Source organism: Campylobacter concisus, from assembly GCF_003048595.2.
Lineage (GTDB): Bacteria > Campylobacterota > Campylobacteria > Campylobacterales > Campylobacteraceae > Campylobacter_A > Campylobacter_A concisus_L.
The window spans coordinates 122374-139333 of the sequence record NZ_CP049270.1 but is presented as its reverse complement, the minus strand read 5'-3'; the positions used below and the strand labels follow the sequence as shown (position 1 = coordinate 139333).

At 39.5% G+C, this 16960-nt stretch carries 16 protein-coding genes and 1 tRNA gene; 9 read left to right on the top strand and 8 right to left on the bottom strand.

What is annotated here, in order from left to right; all coding sequences use genetic code 11:
- Window positions 1-24: 24 nt before the first annotated feature.
- Window positions 25-1464 (top strand): acetyl-CoA carboxylase subunit A, encoded by a 1440-nt coding sequence (locus CVT15_RS00605; RefSeq protein WP_087586724.1) that lies wholly within the window; start codon window positions 25-27, stop codon window positions 1462-1464.
- Between the two features lie 226 nt (window positions 1465-1690).
- On the opposite strand, the gene CVT15_RS09870 is transcribed toward CVT15_RS00605, so the two are convergent.
- A complete protein-coding gene (locus CVT15_RS09870; protein ID WP_230853979.1) occupies window positions 1691-1987 on the bottom strand; it encodes a PQQ-binding-like beta-propeller repeat protein in 297 nt (98 codons plus the stop codon).
- Between the two features lie 269 nt (window positions 1988-2256).
- Here CVT15_RS09870 and CVT15_RS00595 point away from each other — a divergent pair, with 269 nt between their 5' ends.
- From CVT15_RS00595 to CVT15_RS10130, 3 genes are all read left to right on the top strand, one after another.
- A complete protein-coding gene (locus tag CVT15_RS00595; RefSeq protein ID WP_087586723.1) occupies window positions 2257-2844 on the top strand; it encodes an SMI1/KNR4 family protein in 588 nt (195 codons plus the stop codon).
- Window positions 2845-3040: 196 nt separating this feature from the next.
- Window positions 3041-4399: an NADP-specific glutamate dehydrogenase gene (gene gdhA, locus CVT15_RS00590; protein ID WP_103576948.1), complete on the top strand. Its 1359-nt coding sequence runs from the start codon at window positions 3041-3043 to the stop codon at window positions 4397-4399.
- Window positions 4400-4856: 457 nt separating this feature from the next.
- A complete protein-coding gene (locus CVT15_RS10130) occupies window positions 4857-4985 on the top strand; it encodes a hypothetical protein (protein WP_269059538.1) in 129 nt (42 codons plus the stop codon).
- Between the two features lie 717 nt (window positions 4986-5702).
- On the opposite strand, the gene infC is transcribed toward CVT15_RS10130, so the two are convergent.
- From infC to CVT15_RS00575, 3 genes are all read right to left on the bottom strand, one after another.
- The gene (gene infC / locus CVT15_RS00585) at window positions 5703-6221 is read right to left on the bottom strand and encodes a translation initiation factor IF-3 (RefSeq protein WP_009295104.1); all 519 of its coding nucleotides are present in this window, start codon (window positions 6219-6221) and stop codon (window positions 5703-5705) included.
- The gene (gene thrS, locus CVT15_RS00580; RefSeq protein ID WP_107898205.1) at window positions 6218-8038 is read right to left on the bottom strand and encodes a threonine--tRNA ligase; all 1821 of its coding nucleotides are present in this window, start codon (window positions 8036-8038) and stop codon (window positions 6218-6220) included. Before thrS ends, infC begins: the two co-directional genes overlap by 4 nt.
- Before the next feature lie 353 nt (window positions 8039-8391).
- Window positions 8392-8958 carry a YbaK/EbsC family protein gene (locus tag CVT15_RS00575; RefSeq protein ID WP_103576618.1) on the bottom strand — a complete coding sequence of 189 codons (567 nt, stop codon included), beginning with the start codon at window positions 8956-8958 and terminating at the stop codon, window positions 8392-8394.
- A 64-nt stretch (window positions 8959-9022) separates the two neighbouring features.
- Between CVT15_RS00575 and ung the strand changes: the two genes are divergently transcribed.
- On the top strand, window positions 9023-9715 hold the full coding sequence (ung, locus tag CVT15_RS00570) for a uracil-DNA glycosylase (RefSeq protein WP_103576619.1): 693 nt from the start codon (window positions 9023-9025) through the stop codon (window positions 9713-9715).
- Window position 9716: 1 nt separating this feature from the next.
- On the opposite strand, the gene CVT15_RS00565 is transcribed toward ung, so the two are convergent.
- Window positions 9717-10010, bottom strand: coding sequence for a hypothetical protein (locus CVT15_RS00565; protein WP_072594049.1), 294 nt, complete (start codon window positions 10008-10010; stop codon window positions 9717-9719).
- 80 nt (window positions 10011-10090) lie between these two features.
- Here CVT15_RS00565 and CVT15_RS00560 point away from each other — a divergent pair, with 80 nt between their 5' ends.
- The 4 genes from CVT15_RS00560 to CVT15_RS00545 all read left to right on the top strand — a co-directional run bounded on the left by CVT15_RS00560 (window position 10091) and on the right by CVT15_RS00545 (window position 14528).
- Window positions 10091-10618 carry a pyridoxamine 5'-phosphate oxidase family protein gene (locus CVT15_RS00560; RefSeq protein WP_103576620.1) on the top strand — a complete coding sequence of 176 codons (528 nt, stop codon included), beginning with the start codon at window positions 10091-10093 and terminating at the stop codon, window positions 10616-10618.
- Window positions 10619-10646: 28 nt separating this feature from the next.
- The gene (locus tag CVT15_RS00555) at window positions 10647-11813 is read left to right on the top strand and encodes a replication-associated recombination protein A (protein ID WP_230853978.1); all 1167 of its coding nucleotides are present in this window, start codon (window positions 10647-10649) and stop codon (window positions 11811-11813) included.
- A 65-nt stretch (window positions 11814-11878) separates the two neighbouring features.
- The gene (locus tag CVT15_RS00550) at window positions 11879-12529 is read left to right on the top strand and encodes an ATP-dependent DNA helicase RuvA (RefSeq protein WP_103576622.1); all 651 of its coding nucleotides are present in this window, start codon (window positions 11879-11881) and stop codon (window positions 12527-12529) included.
- Window positions 12530-13109: 580 nt separating this feature from the next.
- On the top strand, window positions 13110-14528 hold the full coding sequence (locus CVT15_RS00545) for an alanine/glycine:cation symporter family protein (protein ID WP_087586810.1): 1419 nt from the start codon (window positions 13110-13112) through the stop codon (window positions 14526-14528).
- A 74-nt stretch (window positions 14529-14602) separates the two neighbouring features.
- Here the strand turns inward: CVT15_RS00545 and CVT15_RS00540 are convergent.
- The 3 genes from CVT15_RS00540 to CVT15_RS00530 form a co-directional block, all read right to left on the bottom strand.
- A tRNA-Val gene (locus CVT15_RS00540) sits at window positions 14603-14678 on the bottom strand.
- A gap of 556 nt (window positions 14679-15234) precedes the next feature.
- The gene (locus tag CVT15_RS00535) at window positions 15235-15828 is read right to left on the bottom strand and encodes a glycosyltransferase (RefSeq protein WP_230853955.1); all 594 of its coding nucleotides are present in this window, start codon (window positions 15826-15828) and stop codon (window positions 15235-15237) included.
- A gap of 403 nt (window positions 15829-16231) precedes the next feature.
- On the bottom strand, window positions 16232-16921 hold the full coding sequence (locus CVT15_RS00530) for an IS1595 family transposase (RefSeq protein WP_230853954.1): 690 nt from the start codon (window positions 16919-16921) through the stop codon (window positions 16232-16234).
- Window positions 16922-16960 lie beyond the last annotated feature (39 nt).

Sequence of the window (16960 nt, the reverse complement as noted above, 5' to 3'; positions counted from 1 at the left end):
AGCAAAACTCAAAAAGGATAGCCTATGATACATAAAATTCTTATCGCAAATCGTGGTGAGATCGCAGTTAGGATAGTCAGAGCTTGTAGGGATTTACACATCCAAAGCGTAGGAATTTACACAGCACCAGATAGCGAGTGCTTGCATGTAAGGATCGCTGATGAGGCCTATCAAGTGGGCGAAGATCCGATCAAAGGCTATCTTGACGCCAAAGCGATCGTAAAGCTTGCTAAAGAGTGCGGAGCTGACGCGATACACCCAGGATACGGCTTTTTAAGCGAAAACTACGAATTTGCAAAGGCGGTCGAGGACGCTGGGCTTATCTTTATCGGTCCAAAGGCTGAAGTGATCAGAAAAATGGGTGATAAAAATATCGCAAGATACCTAATGAAGAGAAACGGCATACCAATCGTTCCAGGCACAGAAAAGCTAAATGACGAGAGTATGGACGCCATAAAAGAGCACGCTAGACGCATCGGCTACCCAGTCATTTTAAAAGCAAGTGGTGGCGGTGGCGGCCGTGGCATCAGAGAGGTTTGGCAAGAAGAAGATATGCAAGATGCCTTTGAGTCGTGCACCAGAGAGGCAAAGACCTACTTTAACAACGATGAAGTTTTTATGGAGAAGCTTGTCGTAAATCCTCGTCACATCGAATTTCAAATTTTAGGCGATAACTACGGCAATATCATCCACCTTTGCGAGCGTGACTGCTCTATCCAAAGGCGCCACCAAAAGATCATCGAGATCGCACCTTGCCCATCTATCAGCGAAAATTTAAGAAAGATAATGGGCGTAACCGCGGTGGCCGCTGCAAAGGCTGTGGGCTACTCAAACGTAGGAACGATCGAGTTTTTGCTAGATGACTACAACAACTTTTACTTCATGGAGATGAACACCCGTATCCAAGTGGAGCACGGCATCACTGAAGAGATCACCGGCCACGACTTAGTCGTTAGGCAGATAAGGATAGCAGCTGGCGAGATTTTAGAGATCGAGCAAAGCGATATCAAGCCACGAGGCTACGCGATAGAAGCTAGGATCACGGCTGAAAATGTCTGGGAGAATTTCATCCCAGCACCAGGCACGATCGAGGGCTACTATCCCGCTCTTGGCCCATCTGTGCGCGTCGATAGCCACGTCTATAAGGACTACACCATACCGCCATTTTATGACTCTTTGATCGCAAAGCTGATCGTAAAGGCGACCGACTACGATCTGGCGGTAAATAAGCTTGAAAGAGCTCTTGAAGAATTTACCATCGAAGGTGTGCGAACGATCATCCCATTTTTGCTAACGATCAGCAAAAGTAAAGAGTTTAGAAGAGGATTCTTCGATACTAGCTACGTTGAGAAAAACTTAAAAACTATCCTTGAAAACACCTATGACGATATGAATAAAGAGCCAAGCGACGATCTAGAAGAGGTCATCGTAGAGGCGATAAAAAGATATAAAAAGAAGAGATAAATTTATCTCGCATTGCGGCTTTGGCGATAAATTTCGCCAAAGCTAAATTTCTACACAAACTGCGTACGTCTTAGCTCCGTCAATTACCACAGCGTAGAGCTTGCCACCGCTTACTACTGTGCTAAGTCTAAATTTCAAACTCTATCTCTTTTAATAATGAGCTATTTTTAGCGCTTATCAAAGCTGGCTTATTTTTGTTGTCTGCGAGTAGAATTTAACCATCGACTCAAGGAAAATGCTCCGCGCCACTGGTTTTAAACTTAAACACCACTTCGCCACTTTTTACATCCACGGCATATAGATCTCCGCCCTTGCCAGCGGTGCCAAAGTAAAGCACTCCCTCACGCAGGCAAACTGGTATATAAAGATATGCGCCAAGCTTTAGCCGCCAGATAGTCTTGCCTATCCTTACGCCCTGCTCTTTACGTGGCGCACTCACGTTTAAATTTTCATCTTTTGCTTCGCTTTTGAACTCTGTGCCGCCCAAAATTTCTTTGCACTCCATCATAAATGGCGAGCTCATTCGCACGCAAAAGCCTCAAGTTCGTATATTTTAGCATCGTCATAAATCTCTTTTATAGGCTACGCGGCTTTACCAAGCCAATTTACCTCATCATTAATCCTTTATAACATCTCACATTTAGTGATTGCTAGTTTTCTTAGTTATCTCTGCCAACTTTTTAAATTTATGAAGATCATGGTCTAAATTTGGTGACAAATGAGCCAAAATTAAAAGCTCCCTGAAATAAATTTGATAAAATTTGCCAAAATCCAGCAGATTAAAGGACTAATATGTTTTTAAAGCTAGATGAAATCTCTCAAAAGTTAGATCAAATTTTCTTACCACTGGAGCAAGAGGGTATGACTGGCATGAGACTCTTGCTTCAAAATGATGTTAAAGCCACCGCACAAGCACTTAAAAACGCACAAGAAGCTCTTGGCATAAATTTCCCAGCTAAATTTACAAAGCTTTTAAGCAAATTTGACCTTGGGAATTTTGAAATTTGCAATGTCAAATTTGGCTCTAGAGGCGACTACGCAAGTGAGTTAGTGCGGCTAAATAGCGTAGATGAGTTTGGTGGCAAATGGTGGAGTGGCAAGGCTCGCCCTTTAAATTTGATAGTCTTTGCCGTGGGTGATCCATGGATATTTTTGCTTGATTGCACGAGCGGTGCAGTTTATGCGTGGCTCTTTGGAGATGAGGAGCTTTGCAGTAGATGCATCGCAAGTGACTTTGAGAAATTTTTCATAGCGCTTGCTAGCATCGATATAGCAAGGCTAAATGATGAAGCTATGCCATCAACCGAGCAAATCCTAAAATTTGTCCAAGCAGATGGTAGAGCCCTTCTTTTCTGGCAAGAGATGGCATATGAAATTTAGCAAATTTAGGCTTCCCAGCCTAAATTATCTTCTATAAATTTATCCCAGCGACCGAAACAAAAATCATATTTTATAAATTTAGTTTCGATATGTAACGCTCATTGCCTAAAATAAAAATATAAAAATAAATTTAAATAAAAATTTTTTCTAGGAGAGTTAATATTCAACTACGAAAATTTGACGAATAGGAGCCAAAATGAGCGAATACATCGAAAAAACGATGGAGTGGATAAAAAGAACCAATCCGGGTCAAGGCGTCTTTGTCCAGGCTGCGACCGAGGTGCTAAACAGCCTCGAGCCGCTTATAAAAAGAGAGAGCAAGTACCAAAAACATGCGATCCTAGAGCGTATCGTGATACCTGAGCGCACGGTGATCTTTCGCGTGACATACACGGGCGATGACGGTAGACCGCAGGTAAATAACGGCTACCGCGTGCAGTTTAACTCAGCCGTGGGCCCCTATAAAGGCGGTCTAAGGCTCCACCCTAGCGTGGATCTTGGCGTGCTAAAATTTCTAGGATTTGAGCAAATTTTCAAAAACTCGCTCACAGGAGTAAATATCGGCGGCGCAAAGGGCGGTAGCACCTTTGATCCAAAGGGCAAGAGCGAGGGCGAAATAATGCGCTTTTGCCAAGCATTTATGAGCGAGCTTTACCGCCACATCGGCAACACCGTGGACGTGCCGGCAGGCGACATCGGCGTGGGTGCACGCGAGATCGGCTATATGTTTGGGCAGTACAAAAAGCTCACGGGTAGATTTGACGGCATACTAACAGGCAAGGGGCTAAACTGGGGCGGCAGCCTAGCTCGCACAGAGGCCACTGGATACGGACTGGTATATTTCACACAAAATATGCTAAAAAAAGCTGGTCTATCGCTTGAAGGCAAAAAATGCAGCATAAGCGGTAGCGGAAACGTCGCTATCTACACGGTAGAAAAGCTCTATCAAGTAGGCGCGCTGCCTATCACGGTTTCTGACTCAAACGGATACGTTTACGACGCAGAGGGCATCGATCTAGCGGTACTTAAAGAGCTAAAAGAAGCAAGACGCGCGCGCCTTAGCGAATACACCAAATTTAGACCAAACGCAAAATACGTAAGCGTAAGCGAGTACAAAGAGGGCAGAAACGGCGTGTGGGACGTGCCGTGCGACGGAGCGTTTCCGTGTGCGACGCAAAACGAACTGCACCTAGCCGACATAAAGACGCTCTACGCTAACGGCTGCCGCTTCGTCGCCGAGGGCGCGAACATGCCAAGCACACTTGATGCAATAAATTTCATGCTCGCGCAAAAAGATTTTTACTTCGCTCCAGCAAAGGCTGCAAACGCAGGCGGCGTGGGCACGTCGGGCCTAGAGATGATGCAAAACGCCGGCATGAGCTCGTGGAGCTTTGAAGAGGTTGACCGCAGACTGCACGGCATCATGAATCATATCTTTGAGCTTAGCTACGAAACTAGCAAGGAGTTTGGCGACGAGGGAAATTTGGTGCTTGGCTCAAATATCGCGGGCTTTCGCAAGGTAGCCGATGCGATGATAGATCAAGGGTATGTGTAGGACTGATTTTGCTCTTGGCTCTATAAATTTGCGTCCAAGTTAAATTTGGACGTAAATCAATATAAGGCTGGCTGGGATTTTAGCTAAAAGAGAGTTTGACTTTTGCGCGGCAAATTTTACTAGCAAGCTATCAAATTTATGCTGCTTTGATGCATTTTTATGCGGTGTATATAGAGTGTTTTTTGACAAATTTTCGCTGGCGTGGCAGACGTGGATCTGAAGCTTGGTTAAATTGCACTAGGGTGGCGAGCAGATTACTATTTTTAGAGCATTTAATAGAAATTTTGTCAAAAAAGCTGGCGTGGTGGCAAATGGTGGAGTGGCGAGGTTGTGCAACAAATTTGAAAGTTTTTGCCATGTATGCTTTTGCTTGATTGTACGAGTGGTATGTTTATGTGTGGCTGTTTAAAGATGAAGAAATTTGTAGCAGGCGCGTTACAATCGAGAAATTCTTATAGTGTTAGCTGGCATCGATATAGCAAGGCAAAATGAAGAAGTTCTGGTAGAGAATGAGCAAACACTAAATTTTATCCAAGCAGATTATAGGGTATTTGATTTTTGCCAAGAAATGGCTTATAAAATTTAGTAAATTTATGCTCACCCAGCCTAAATTCTCTTTTATAAATTTAAACTATAAACAAGCGAATTTTTTAGCAAATTTAGCCTGCTATTAAGCGAAATCTAACTTAAAATGCTAAACACAAGTGTCATAAACTTACAAATTATCAAATTTACTCTTTCAGGCGAGCTCTTGCCTAGTCGAATTTCAGTAAAGCGCCCATGTAATGGTTGGCAGAAAAAGGATGGAGCAAATTCTAGTAAGCAAAAATTAAAATTTGCTACATTTAATCCACAAACAATCAAACTTCTCGTCAAATTTAGTCGCCACATAAAACCAAGAGTAGTCAAAGCTTTTTGTAAAAAGTATTATTAAAGCAATATCCCATTACCAAATTTAGCTAGATATTAGGCAAAATTTGGCTTAAAAACACTCACGCAAGCACTAAAATTTTGTAAGCTCACAAGAAAGTCGATTTGCCTAGATTATTTTCAGTACAACACCCATGCGAGCGATAACAAAGCGGGTAAATTCCAACAAGTAAAGGCCAAAATTTACTAAATTTAAACCACATCCAAATTTTGCCTATCAAATTTAACCATAAGGTATATCAACCCTGCAAACGCCTTTGCGTAAATTTAACACATACAAAAATGATAGGATTTTGGAAAATAGTTATTTGTGAGTTTTTGTATTAAAAATTTAATAAAAAAGAGCAAGCCCTAGCCTGCTCTTTGTAGAAATTTAACCCTTTTTTGGAGTTACAAGCATATTTACATAACGACCTTCTATTATAGGCTCTTTGTCGCGGTCAGCTTCATCTTTGATCATCTCCCAGACCTTCTCAAGCATGGCTACGCCAGCTTCTGGGGTGCTCATCTCGCGACCCTTTAAAAATACACGAAATTTAACGTGTTTGCCATCTTGCAAAAACTCGCTTGCGTGTTTAACCTTGTAGTTTATATCGTTTTGGGCGATCTTGACAGAGAGTTTTATCTCTTTTATCTCGATGGTTTTTTGCTTTTTCTTGGCCTCTTTTTGCTTTTTCTCTTGCTGATAGCGGAATTTGCCGTAGTCCATTATCTTGCAAACTGGCGGCTTCGCATCAGGCGCTATAAGCACTAGATCAAGCCCAAGCTTATTTGAGATCTCTAAAGCCTCATCTCTTGAGATGACACCGTATGCTGTGCCATCATCCCCTACACATCTTACCTCTCTCGCCCTTATGTCCTCATTGAGCAATACTTCATTTTCCTTACTCAAAAATGTACCTCACTAAGTTTCTCCTTCGTTAAATTTATAAATTCCGCCAAGCTCATATCGCTCTGCGTCCTAGCCTGTCTGTCGCGCAGCGCAACGCTCTTGTTCGCTACTTCGTTGTCTCCTAGCACGACTATCATAGGCACCCTTTGTTTTTCTGCCGTTCTTATTCTCTTATTTAAACTCTCATTTTTACTTGCAATCTCGCTATCGACGTTGATCTTTCTTAGCTCGCGTGAAATTTCTTTTGCGTAGTCTAAATGCACGTCGCTAATAGGCACAATGACAACCTGCGTAGGAGCGATAAAAAATGGTAGCTCACCAGCAGTGTGCTCAAGTAAAATTCCTATGAATCTCTCAAAACTGCCAAGCAGTGCTCTGTGAAGCATTACGGGGCGTTGTCTTTCGTTGTTTGCATCGATGTATCCTAGATCAAAGCGCTCTGGCAAGTTAAAATCAACTTGTATCGTGCCGCACTGCCACTTTCTCTTAAGCGCATCAGTGATCTTAATGTCGATTTTTGGACCGTAAAATGCGCCGCCGCCCTCGTCGATGCCGTATTTAAAGCCATTTTCATCAAGAGCTTCTTTTAGTGCTTTTGTAGCTGTATCCCAAATTTCATCGCCACCGATCGCTTTGGCTGGCTTGGTTGATATCTCCATCTCATAGTGGAAGCCAAAATTTTTCATTATCGTGCCAGCAAATTTTAAAATTTCTAAGATATTTTCTTTGATCTGGCTTGGCATACAAAAGATATGTGAGTCATCTTGTGCAAATTCTCTAACCCTGAAAAGTCCGTGAAGCACGCCGCTTTTCTCATGGCGGTGAACGACGCCGTACTCGAAAAATTTAAGCGGTAGATCACGGTAAGAGCGGATGTCACTTTGATAGACTTTAATGTGACCAACACAGTTCATCGGTTTGATTCCATACTCTGTCTCATCGATCGTTGTAAAGTACATATTTTCTTTATAGTTTGCGTAGTGGCCGCTTCTTCTCCACACATCAGCCTTTAAAAGCTCAGGACCTCGCACTGGCTCGTAGCCGCGGTCGCGGTGAGCTTTGTATAAGAGCTGCTCTAACTTCGAGCGCAAGCGTCCACCATTTGGTAGCCAGATCGGCAAGCCACCCCCCACTTCTTCATCAAAAGTAAATAGCTTCATCTCTGTACCAAGTTTTCTATGGTCACGTTTTTTGGCCTCTTCGATGATGCGGATATGCTCTTTTAAACTCTCTTTATCTGCATAAGCTGTGCCGTAAATTCTAGTTAGCATCTCACGGCTCTCATCGCCGCCAAGATAAGCTCCAGCCACGCGTGTAAGCTTGAAAAATTTTAAAAATTTAGTATTTGGTACGTGTGGTCCGCGGCAAAGATCCTCAAAATCGCCTTGCGAATAGCTGCTAACTTCACCATCTGGGATTCTTTTTAAGACCTCTTGTTTTAGGTCGTCATCTTTAAATTTATCGCTCATATTAGCTTTGGTTGAGCAGGTTTTGATGATATCAATTTTCTTCTCGGCAAGCTCTTTCATTTTTTCTTCGATCGCTGCTAGATCGCTCTCGCCTAGCTTCGTGCCCTCATCATCAACTCTAAAATCATAATAAAACCCATCTTCTACGTTTGGTCCGACAAAGAATTTTGCCTTTGGATAGAGTGATTTGATAGCTTGTGCCATGAGGTGTGCACAGGAGTGTCTGATAACGTGTAGTGCCTCTTTTGAGTTGTCAAAATAGATAGGCTCGGCACTACTCTCGCGCCCTACGATACTTTGAGTATCGACTATTTCGCCATTTAGTTTGTATGCGATGATATCGCTCATTGTTTTTCCTTATATCAAATTGTCTTTTTTACGATAAAAGAACGATTAAGGATTTTATCTAAATGGGCTTTAAGCTAAACTTAATAATTACTAAGCAAATTTTTATAAATTCTTTTTAAATTTTAATAAATTCGAGCTAAAATTTTTGGATTATTAAATATATATTTTTATATAAAATTATAAAAGAACCTAAATTATACATATTTTATTTATATAATTTATTATATTTTAAGATTATGCCTGATAATATTTGTTCTTGAAATGAATTTAGCAATTTCTCGTCTTTGCATTATTTAAATTCATTTTTCTCCCGACAATATTTAGTGCTAGGAAGTGGTTAGCCTAGCACTTTTTTATTCTGCAAAATTTATTAGCGTTGGTCGTACTATCTTCGTATAATCTTTTGTATTTAAAATGATCGATCTATCAAGTAGTCCTGCATTAAATGCGATCTCATCGTTTCTTTGTAGTAACCTTTCATCAACTACAATGTGTAAATTTTTATGAAAGCTAAATGGCGGCACCGAACCAAAAATACAATCTGTCAATGCCAAAACTTCATCTGGACTAGCTAGGCTTGCTCTTTTGCCGTCAAATTTTTGTGTCAAGCTATCAAGATTTGCTTGCATATCGGCTGGCAAAATAGCCAAAATATAAATTTTACCAGCCTTCATAGCTGGCTTTTCATCGCTTAGCGAATAATCATTTAGCACATTTTCATCTTTAAAAATTTGCCTAAATTTTTCCTCATCTACCCCTTTTATAGAGCAAACTAGAGCCTTTGCGCCTTGGCTCATCTTTGTTCCCCTAAGTTTTGCCACCTCTTCTGAAGTGGTCGCACTCTCATGATTTAGGACTTTAAATTTGGCTTCATTCTTGCTAAGAAGCTCATATATCTTATTAAAAATTTGCTCAGACACAACTCTTTCCTTTAGATAAATTTTAGTTAAAATTATACCGCTAAAACTTACAAAAGGCAGGAAAATGCAGATAAATTTAGATGATATAAAGATTGAGCCAAGTTGGAAAGAGGTGCTAAAAGATGAGTTTTTGAGTGAAAATTTCGCGCATATCAAAGAAAATTTCTTAAAAGCAAAGAGTACTGGCGTCGTCTATCCACCAAGTGCACTTATTTTTAATGCATTTAATCTAACGCCTTTTCACTCTGTCAAAGTCGTCATCCTAGGCCAAGATCCATACCACGGTGCAAATCAAGCCATGGGGCTAAGCTTTTCGGTACCAAATGGCGTAAAAGTCCCGCCAAGTCTTGTGAATATATATAAAGAAATTTACGCTGATCTTGGCATAAAAGAGCCAAATAGCGGCGATCTCACAAAATGGGCAAAACAAGGCGTGCTTCTACTAAACTCAACTCTTAGCGTTAGCGCTGGAGCGGCAAATTCTCATGCTAATTTTGGCTGGCAGGGCTTTACTGACACCGTAATAAAAAAAATTAGCCAAAATTTACAAAATGTAGTTTTCATGCTTTGGGGCAACCCAGCCAAAGCAAAAGCGCCGCTTATAGACGCCAGCAAGCACCTCATCTTAGAGGCAGCACATCCAAGCCCACTGGCTCGTGGCGCGTTTTTTGGCTGCAGGCACTTTTCAAAGGCAAATATCTATCTAGCAAACCACGGCAAAACGCCAATAGACTGGGATCTAAACGTAAAAATTTGATCTACTTTTTTAGATCATTTAAAAGCTTGTTTGTCTCTTCAAGCTTTCTTTTGCAAAATTTCTCATCTTTGTTTTGCAAAATTATGGCTTCTTGGCCACTTTGTCTTTGTTTAAACTCATCAAATTTAAGCTCAAAAAGCCTTAACGCCTTTTCATCATTTGCAAGTCGTTTGCTCTCTTTGGCATAAAACTCGTCAAGATAGAGCCTGCTTTGCTTGATATATTCATTGCAAACATCGTTTGCATGGACTAAATTTACGCCAAGCAAAATGGCAAAAATAGCTATTTTTTTCATGTTTTTCCTTGAAATTTTTGCGTTATACTAGCCTTTAAGCACTTAAATTTTAAAATGCTCTTTCAAAAAAAGGATAAAAAATGAGACGAAAAGATAGAGAGCTAAGCCGTGAAGAGGCGCTTGAGATCATCGATAGTTGCGAATACGGCGTAATCTCATGCGTTGATGATGAGGGAGAAATTTTTAGCGTACCGATCTCGCCTGTTAGAGTTGGTGAAAGCATTTTTATACACGGAGCTACCACTGGCTGTAAGGCAAAACTACTTCAAGATGGACGAAAAGTAGAGTTTGTCTGCGTTAGTTTTAACAAAGTCCCGTATCTAAGCGAAAGCGAGCTAGATGTGATAAAAGACGATGGCAAGGCACTTGGAGGCAAGGTTTTTACGACTGAGTACAAAAGTGCCATCGCAAAAACAAGAGCCTACGAAGTGACAGATGAAGCCAAAAGGTATGAAATTTTAAAAATTCTCAGCCAAAAATACACCGCCTATGCGATGAGCACCTTTGATGTGGCGGCCGAGTATGGGCTAAAGATCATGAAAATTTACGAGCTAAAGATAGAGAGCCTTAGCGCAAAAGCTAAAATTTTGCCAAAACCAGCAAATTAAAGGAACAAATTTGAGCTCACTTGCACTGATGTTTAGACCAAAAAACTTGGATGAAATTTGCGGTCAAAAGGCGGTTAAAGCGGCATTTTTAAAATTTATAGCCACAGGCAAGATCCCACACTCCATATTTTACGGCCCAGCAGGCTGTGGCAAGACTAGTTTTGCAAGGGCTGTGGCAAGTGGGGCAAACTACGACTTTTACGAGTTTGACGGCGGAAATTTAAAGATAGATGACTTTCGTAAAATTTTAAAAAACTACGAAAACGCCTTAAACAAACCACTCTTTTTCATAGACGAGATCCACAGGCTTAGTAAAACCCAGCAAGAAGCACTTTTGATCCCCATGGAAAACTACAAAGCCCTAGTTATCGGGGCAAGCACAGAAAATCCCTTTTTTACGCTAAGCTCAGGCATCAGAAGTCGCTCTATGCTCTTTGAGTTTAGGCCGCTTAGCAGTGGCGATTTTGAGGAGCTTTTATCCAAGATAAAAGAGCAAATTTCATTTAGCATTGACGAAGAAGCAAAAGAGTATCTCTTTAAAAGTAGTGGTGGTGACGCAAGAGCCATGCTAAATTTACTCGAATTTGCCGTCACGCTTAATGAAAATGTGAGTTTAGAAAATTTAAAAACACTTCGCCAAAACGCCCTAAAAGAGGGAGCAAAAGAGGATGACACGCACTACGAGCTAGCAAGCGCTTTTATAAAAAGTATGCGTGGAAGTGACGAAAACGCCGTCATCTACTATCTCGCAAGACTCATAGACTCTGGCGAGAGTGCTGATTTCATCGCTAGAAGGATGGCGATATTTGCCAGCGAAGACATCGGCAATGCAAACCCAAATGCACTAAATTTAGCCGCTAGCACGCTAAGCGTCGTAAAAGAGATAGGCTTTCCAGAGGCTAGGATCATACTGGCTCAGTGCGCCATCTATCTAGCTAGCTCGCCAAAGTCAAACTCCAGCTACAACGCGATAAATGCCGCCCTAAAATACGTGCAAAGCGAAGAAATTTTAAAGATCCCACCATATTTAAAAAATCACACAAAAGAGAGCAAAGACTACCTTTATCCGCATGATTTTGGCGGCTGGATCGAGCAAAAATACCTAGAAAAACCGCTCGTTTTTTACAAAAGCAAGGGCATAGGCTTTGAAAAAACACTAAATGAGTGGCTAGATAAAATAAAATCCAAGGGCTAAATTTTGGCTTTACTCTGTCAGATTTATTTATGCCAAGCATAAGAGTAAATTTTAAAGGTATATAGATGAATAAGCAAAATTTAGCATACATCACAAATTTAGAGATAGAAGACGTGCCTTGGAGTAGATTAACAACGACTTATGGTAGAGCAAGCGAATTTCCAGAAATTTTTAAACAGCTTTCGGCAGCGATCGGCGAGAAAAATTTGACACAAAGTTTGACTACCAGCAAGTCAAATAGCGGACAAAATACGGCAAATCCAGCAAATAACAATGAAGCAAAATTTAACGCCAAAGCTGCTTGTGACGTGCTTGATAAAATTTTTAAAGAAATAGAGCATCAAAGTACTTTTTGGCACGCTACGCCTTTTGCACTTGTATTTTTGGCGAGAATTTTTATGCGGGCGAAGTTGGTCGCTGATAACGGCGATAAAAACGAGGTGGCAGAGCTTATCGTATCCCGTCTGGGTGAATTTTTCGCGTTTATGCTTATGGTTTGTAGCGATGCCGATAAAATTAATCATACTACACCACTGAATAGCTTTGCTGATATGTTAGCCGAAAAATACCTGTGGCCACAAAGCGATGAAAACGACGAGGAGCTTTGGGAAGAATGCTTTTATGATGATGATTTGTTTTATAGTTTTTACTTTTATTCGCGTACAGTCCTTGACGCGACCGGTGTGGATTTTAAGCAGTTTAAGCCTATAGAATAGCGTTAAATTTGTGCGGTAAGACTAGAATTTACCATTAAATTTATACTAGAAAGCAAACTTATTGGTAGTCTATAAGGCATTACTAGCTTGCTTAATTTTATAAAAAATCGGCGCAAAGCAGTAAATTTAACCCAGTTAAACAAAAGACGGGCAAATTTTACAAAGATGACTAAGCAATTTAATAGCCAAAGCCTTTTAAACGCTTTTGATAAAATTTTTAGCAAAACTAATAGTCAAATACGTTTTGCCAAGCTATGCCCACGCAGGAAAAACAGCGAATTGTTTGTAAAAGCCTTCTAAAAAACGCAAAAATCTAATTTTAAAATCCAAAAATCAAGAAATAATTTTAGTCCTCATAAGCCGTCTTTGCGGAATAAATTTAGAAATTATCAATCAAAAAACGCCTTAGAGCGTAAAAATATTGGTCATAAAATCTTGCTAGTAAAAACAAGTTCACTACGAGTAAGCCGAAACTAGTACGAAATTTTAAGCAAAGCTAAAAAATTTTTCTTATTTATTCTAATTTTATATTTTTTTAAATATACTCGCTCTCTAAACTACACCAATGAAAGTCAAGAAAATGCCTACAAATTTTGCTGAAATTTTAAATAATTGTGTCGAGAGTATAAATTCATTTCTTTGGGGTCCATACTTCCTTATTACCCTACTTTGCGGCACTGGACTATTTTTTACTATTAGGCTTGGTTTTGTTCAAATTTTTAAGTTTAAAATGGGATTAAAAGAGCTTTTTGGAAATTTTTCACTCCATGGCGAAGCTGCTGGCAAGGCTGGAATGAGTCAGTTTCAAGCGGTCGCAACTGCGATCGCTGCACAAGTTGGCACTGGCAATCTAGTAGGCGCAACGACGGCCCTTATCATGGGTGGACCTGGAGCGATTTTTTGGATGTGGTGCGCTGCGTTTTTAGGCATGGCTACAAATTTTGCTGAAATTTGCCTAGCTCAAATTTACCGCACAAAAGACGATAGCGGGCACACGATAGGCGGTCCGGCATTTTATATAAGTCGTGGATTAAAGGGAAAATGGGCAAAAATTCTAGCTGGCTTTTTCGCTATCGCTATCATTATCGCACTTGGCTTTATCGGCAATATGGTGCAAGCAAACTCGATCTCAGACGGCTTTAAAGGAGCCTTTGGTATACCTCAGTGGATAACTGGAGCTTTTTTAGCAATCGTCTGCGCAGTAATCTTTATAGGTGGCGTAAAGGCGATCGCAAGAGTGGCTGAAAAGATCGTGCCTCTGATGGCTTTACTTTATGTAGGTGTTGGACTAATCATTATCGCTTTAAATTTTCACGAAATTCCAGATGCAGTTTTGCTTATCTACAAAGCAGCATTTGATCCTTCAGCTGCGTGGGGTGGAGCAACTGGAGCTAGCATAGCAGCTGCGATGAGATACGGCATCGCAAGAGGGCTTTTTAGCAATGAAGCTGGCATGGGCTCAACTCCGCACGCACACGCCGCAGCTAATGTCAAACACCCAGTCGATCAAGCAGTACTTGGCATAATGAGCGTATTTGTAGATACTTTTATTGTTTTAAATATAACCGTTTTTGTAGTGCTCACTGCAAATGTTATTAGCTTTGAAAATGGCAAGGCAGTCTTTACAGGCATAACCTTAGTACAAGAGGCCTTCTCATCGCATATCTTTGGCAAGGTTGGCGGTTATAGCTTTGTAGCGATCTGCCTATTTTTCTTTGCATTTACAACGATTCTGGGATGGTACTATTTTGCTGAGATCAACGTAAGATACCTTCTTGGGGCAAAAGCGGTCAGAGCTTTTCAGATTTTAGTAGTCGTTTTTGTATTTTTGGGAAGCTTGCAAAAGGTTGATTTTGTCTGGAGCCTAGCAGATATGTTTAATGGCTTGATGGTCGTACCAAATTTAATTGCCATCATCATTTTAAGCCCTATCGTGGCAAAGCTTTTAAAAGATCACGATGCTGGCAAAGAGTATGATGTGAAAGATTATTTGAAATAAATCTTTACCACATCTTTAGAAAATTTACTAATAATTAATTTTTAAATCTCTTGCTTAGGATGTTTTATTAGAAGTGGTGGCCCCGAATGGACTCGAACCATCGACCACTACCATGTCAAGGTAGTGCTCTACCAACTGAGCTACGGGACCAAAGATTTGGGATTATATTTTATTTTCTATTTTATTTAGCTTAATTCTTTAGTAATTAAATTTATTTATAAGCAGTAAATGTAATGGATAAATTTAGAATTGGCTAACGCTTGCTTCGCGGTTATCGGTAAAGATGAAAACTACCTAGTCAATATCTGTAACTCACAAGTTATCGCCACAAAAACCTCTTGGCACTCCTAAAGAGCTAAAATGTGTAAGCTGCCACTATGATGCAGAACACAGGGCTAGCTTTAGAAACTACCTTGAATACTAAAAGCCGATATATAAAAATTTATGGGAAGAAGATACTAGAGAAAAAGATCGATGCTAATAAAAATTCTTCAAAGATAAATATAAACCTACAAAAGATGAATAGGAATTTTTAAAACAAAAGGCTGATAAGAATAATACAAAATCAGTTAGTGGACTAACGGGGTAGAAGTCTAGCCTAGAAAACTAGTGAGCTTGTCTTGGTTTTATTATTTAAATCACGATAAGCTTGCCGAAGTCAAGTCAATATAAATTTTTAAATTAAAAATCTAAAAATGGTAATGTGCTATTTCCCAATAATAATCTTTGCAAGTCTTTCATTTTTTTCATTTATATTAAATTTTATTTCAGCTATTTTTCTGCTTTCTATACCCATTTGGACTATCATTTCTGGATTTTGTATAAAATAAATCATCTTTTGTGCCAAAATTTTACTATCAAATGGTGGCACCAAGAATCCATTTACACCATCTTCAACAGTTTCTCTACATCCTACGCTATTTGTGGTTATTACTGCCCTTCCTATTGCCATGGCTTCCTGCGTACTTCTTGGCACACCTTCTCTGTAATACGAAGGCAAGACAAAAATGGAACTATTCACTATCCGTTCTTTTATATCATTTACGAAGCCAGGATATATAACTACGCCACTATCAAGATAAGGTTTTAGCTCTTCTTGAGTTAATCCAAGTAGTGAAATTTTATATAAAAGAACTTGTATAGTTTTTATAATTTTCGCCTTTTTTGTTTGCCCATTTTTATGAACCGTAAAAGCCCCGCCAAGCCCTTCTATCATGCCTACTATTCGTGGCACTCTTGCTATTTTTGCGGCTATAGTTGCAAAAATGACTGGCTTAACAAAAAAAAGAAAAAACCGCATCTGGACTATATTGCCTAAATAGCTTAATCAAATCATATGTGGCAATAATATCTTTAAATGGATTTAGCCCTTTTGTATTTAAAGTATGGTCAAGCGGTATTACACCAAAAGAACTCATCTTTTTTCTACTTTTTTATCGCAGTCACTAACCAAACAATAAACTTCATACTCGCTTGATACAAGGATTTAGATAAATTCTTTTCTAAAATTTATCATCATGGAGGCGATATTGCTAATTATAAAAATTTTCACAATAATCTTCTCTCTTATAAATATCTCTAAAAAAATTTAAATAATCTATCGAGCCCAATAAATGGCAATAAACAAATAACTTTTTTAAGTATAGGAAATTTGGTATTTTCTAATATAAGTCAAATGTTCGCTACTTCTTTATCAATGGATTTTAAATTTTTACAAATTGATTGTTATTCTCCCCATTTAGTCCCGAATACTCTATTTGGTGATTTACTCTTTTTAAATTGTAATGAGCTAACAAATCGTCGTAAGCCGAGTTTTCGTCTGTATGAATTTCCGAGTTAGGCAAGATGTGGTTACTCTTTAGAATAAAGGTCTTAGTTTTACCTGCTCCGCTTCCAAATAAATTTCTCTCTCGAAGCGATATGATAACTCGTTTATTAGGCTTAAAAGCTTTTCGTCTATCTATCCTGTTGTTTATATTATTAGCGGGTTTTATATAGTTTCCGACGTATACTCCGTCCATCTCGACTATGCCGCTAAATTTATTTCCGCTATCGCTAGTCATAAGGCTTTCTCTTATTTTATGAGATAAGACCCAAGCCGTTTTATATTGAACGTCTAGGTCTCTACTAAGTTGTAAGGCTGAAATACCTTTCGTAGCATTAGAAAATATAACGATAGCAAGAAGTATAGCTTTAAAATCAAGCTTATGAGAGTGAAATATTGTTCCGCTTGTAACGCTAAAGGTATGAAAACAATCCTTGCAACGATATTGTAGTCTACTTTCTATAAAGTAGTGAGACGATGCGCTTCCGCAAGTCGGACAAATAGGACTACCTTTATTGCTACTCCAACAAATCGATTTAAAATATTCGTAACACTCGTTCTCGCTCATAGAAGCTATCTTTCTAACGGATATTGTTCTAGCTTTAGA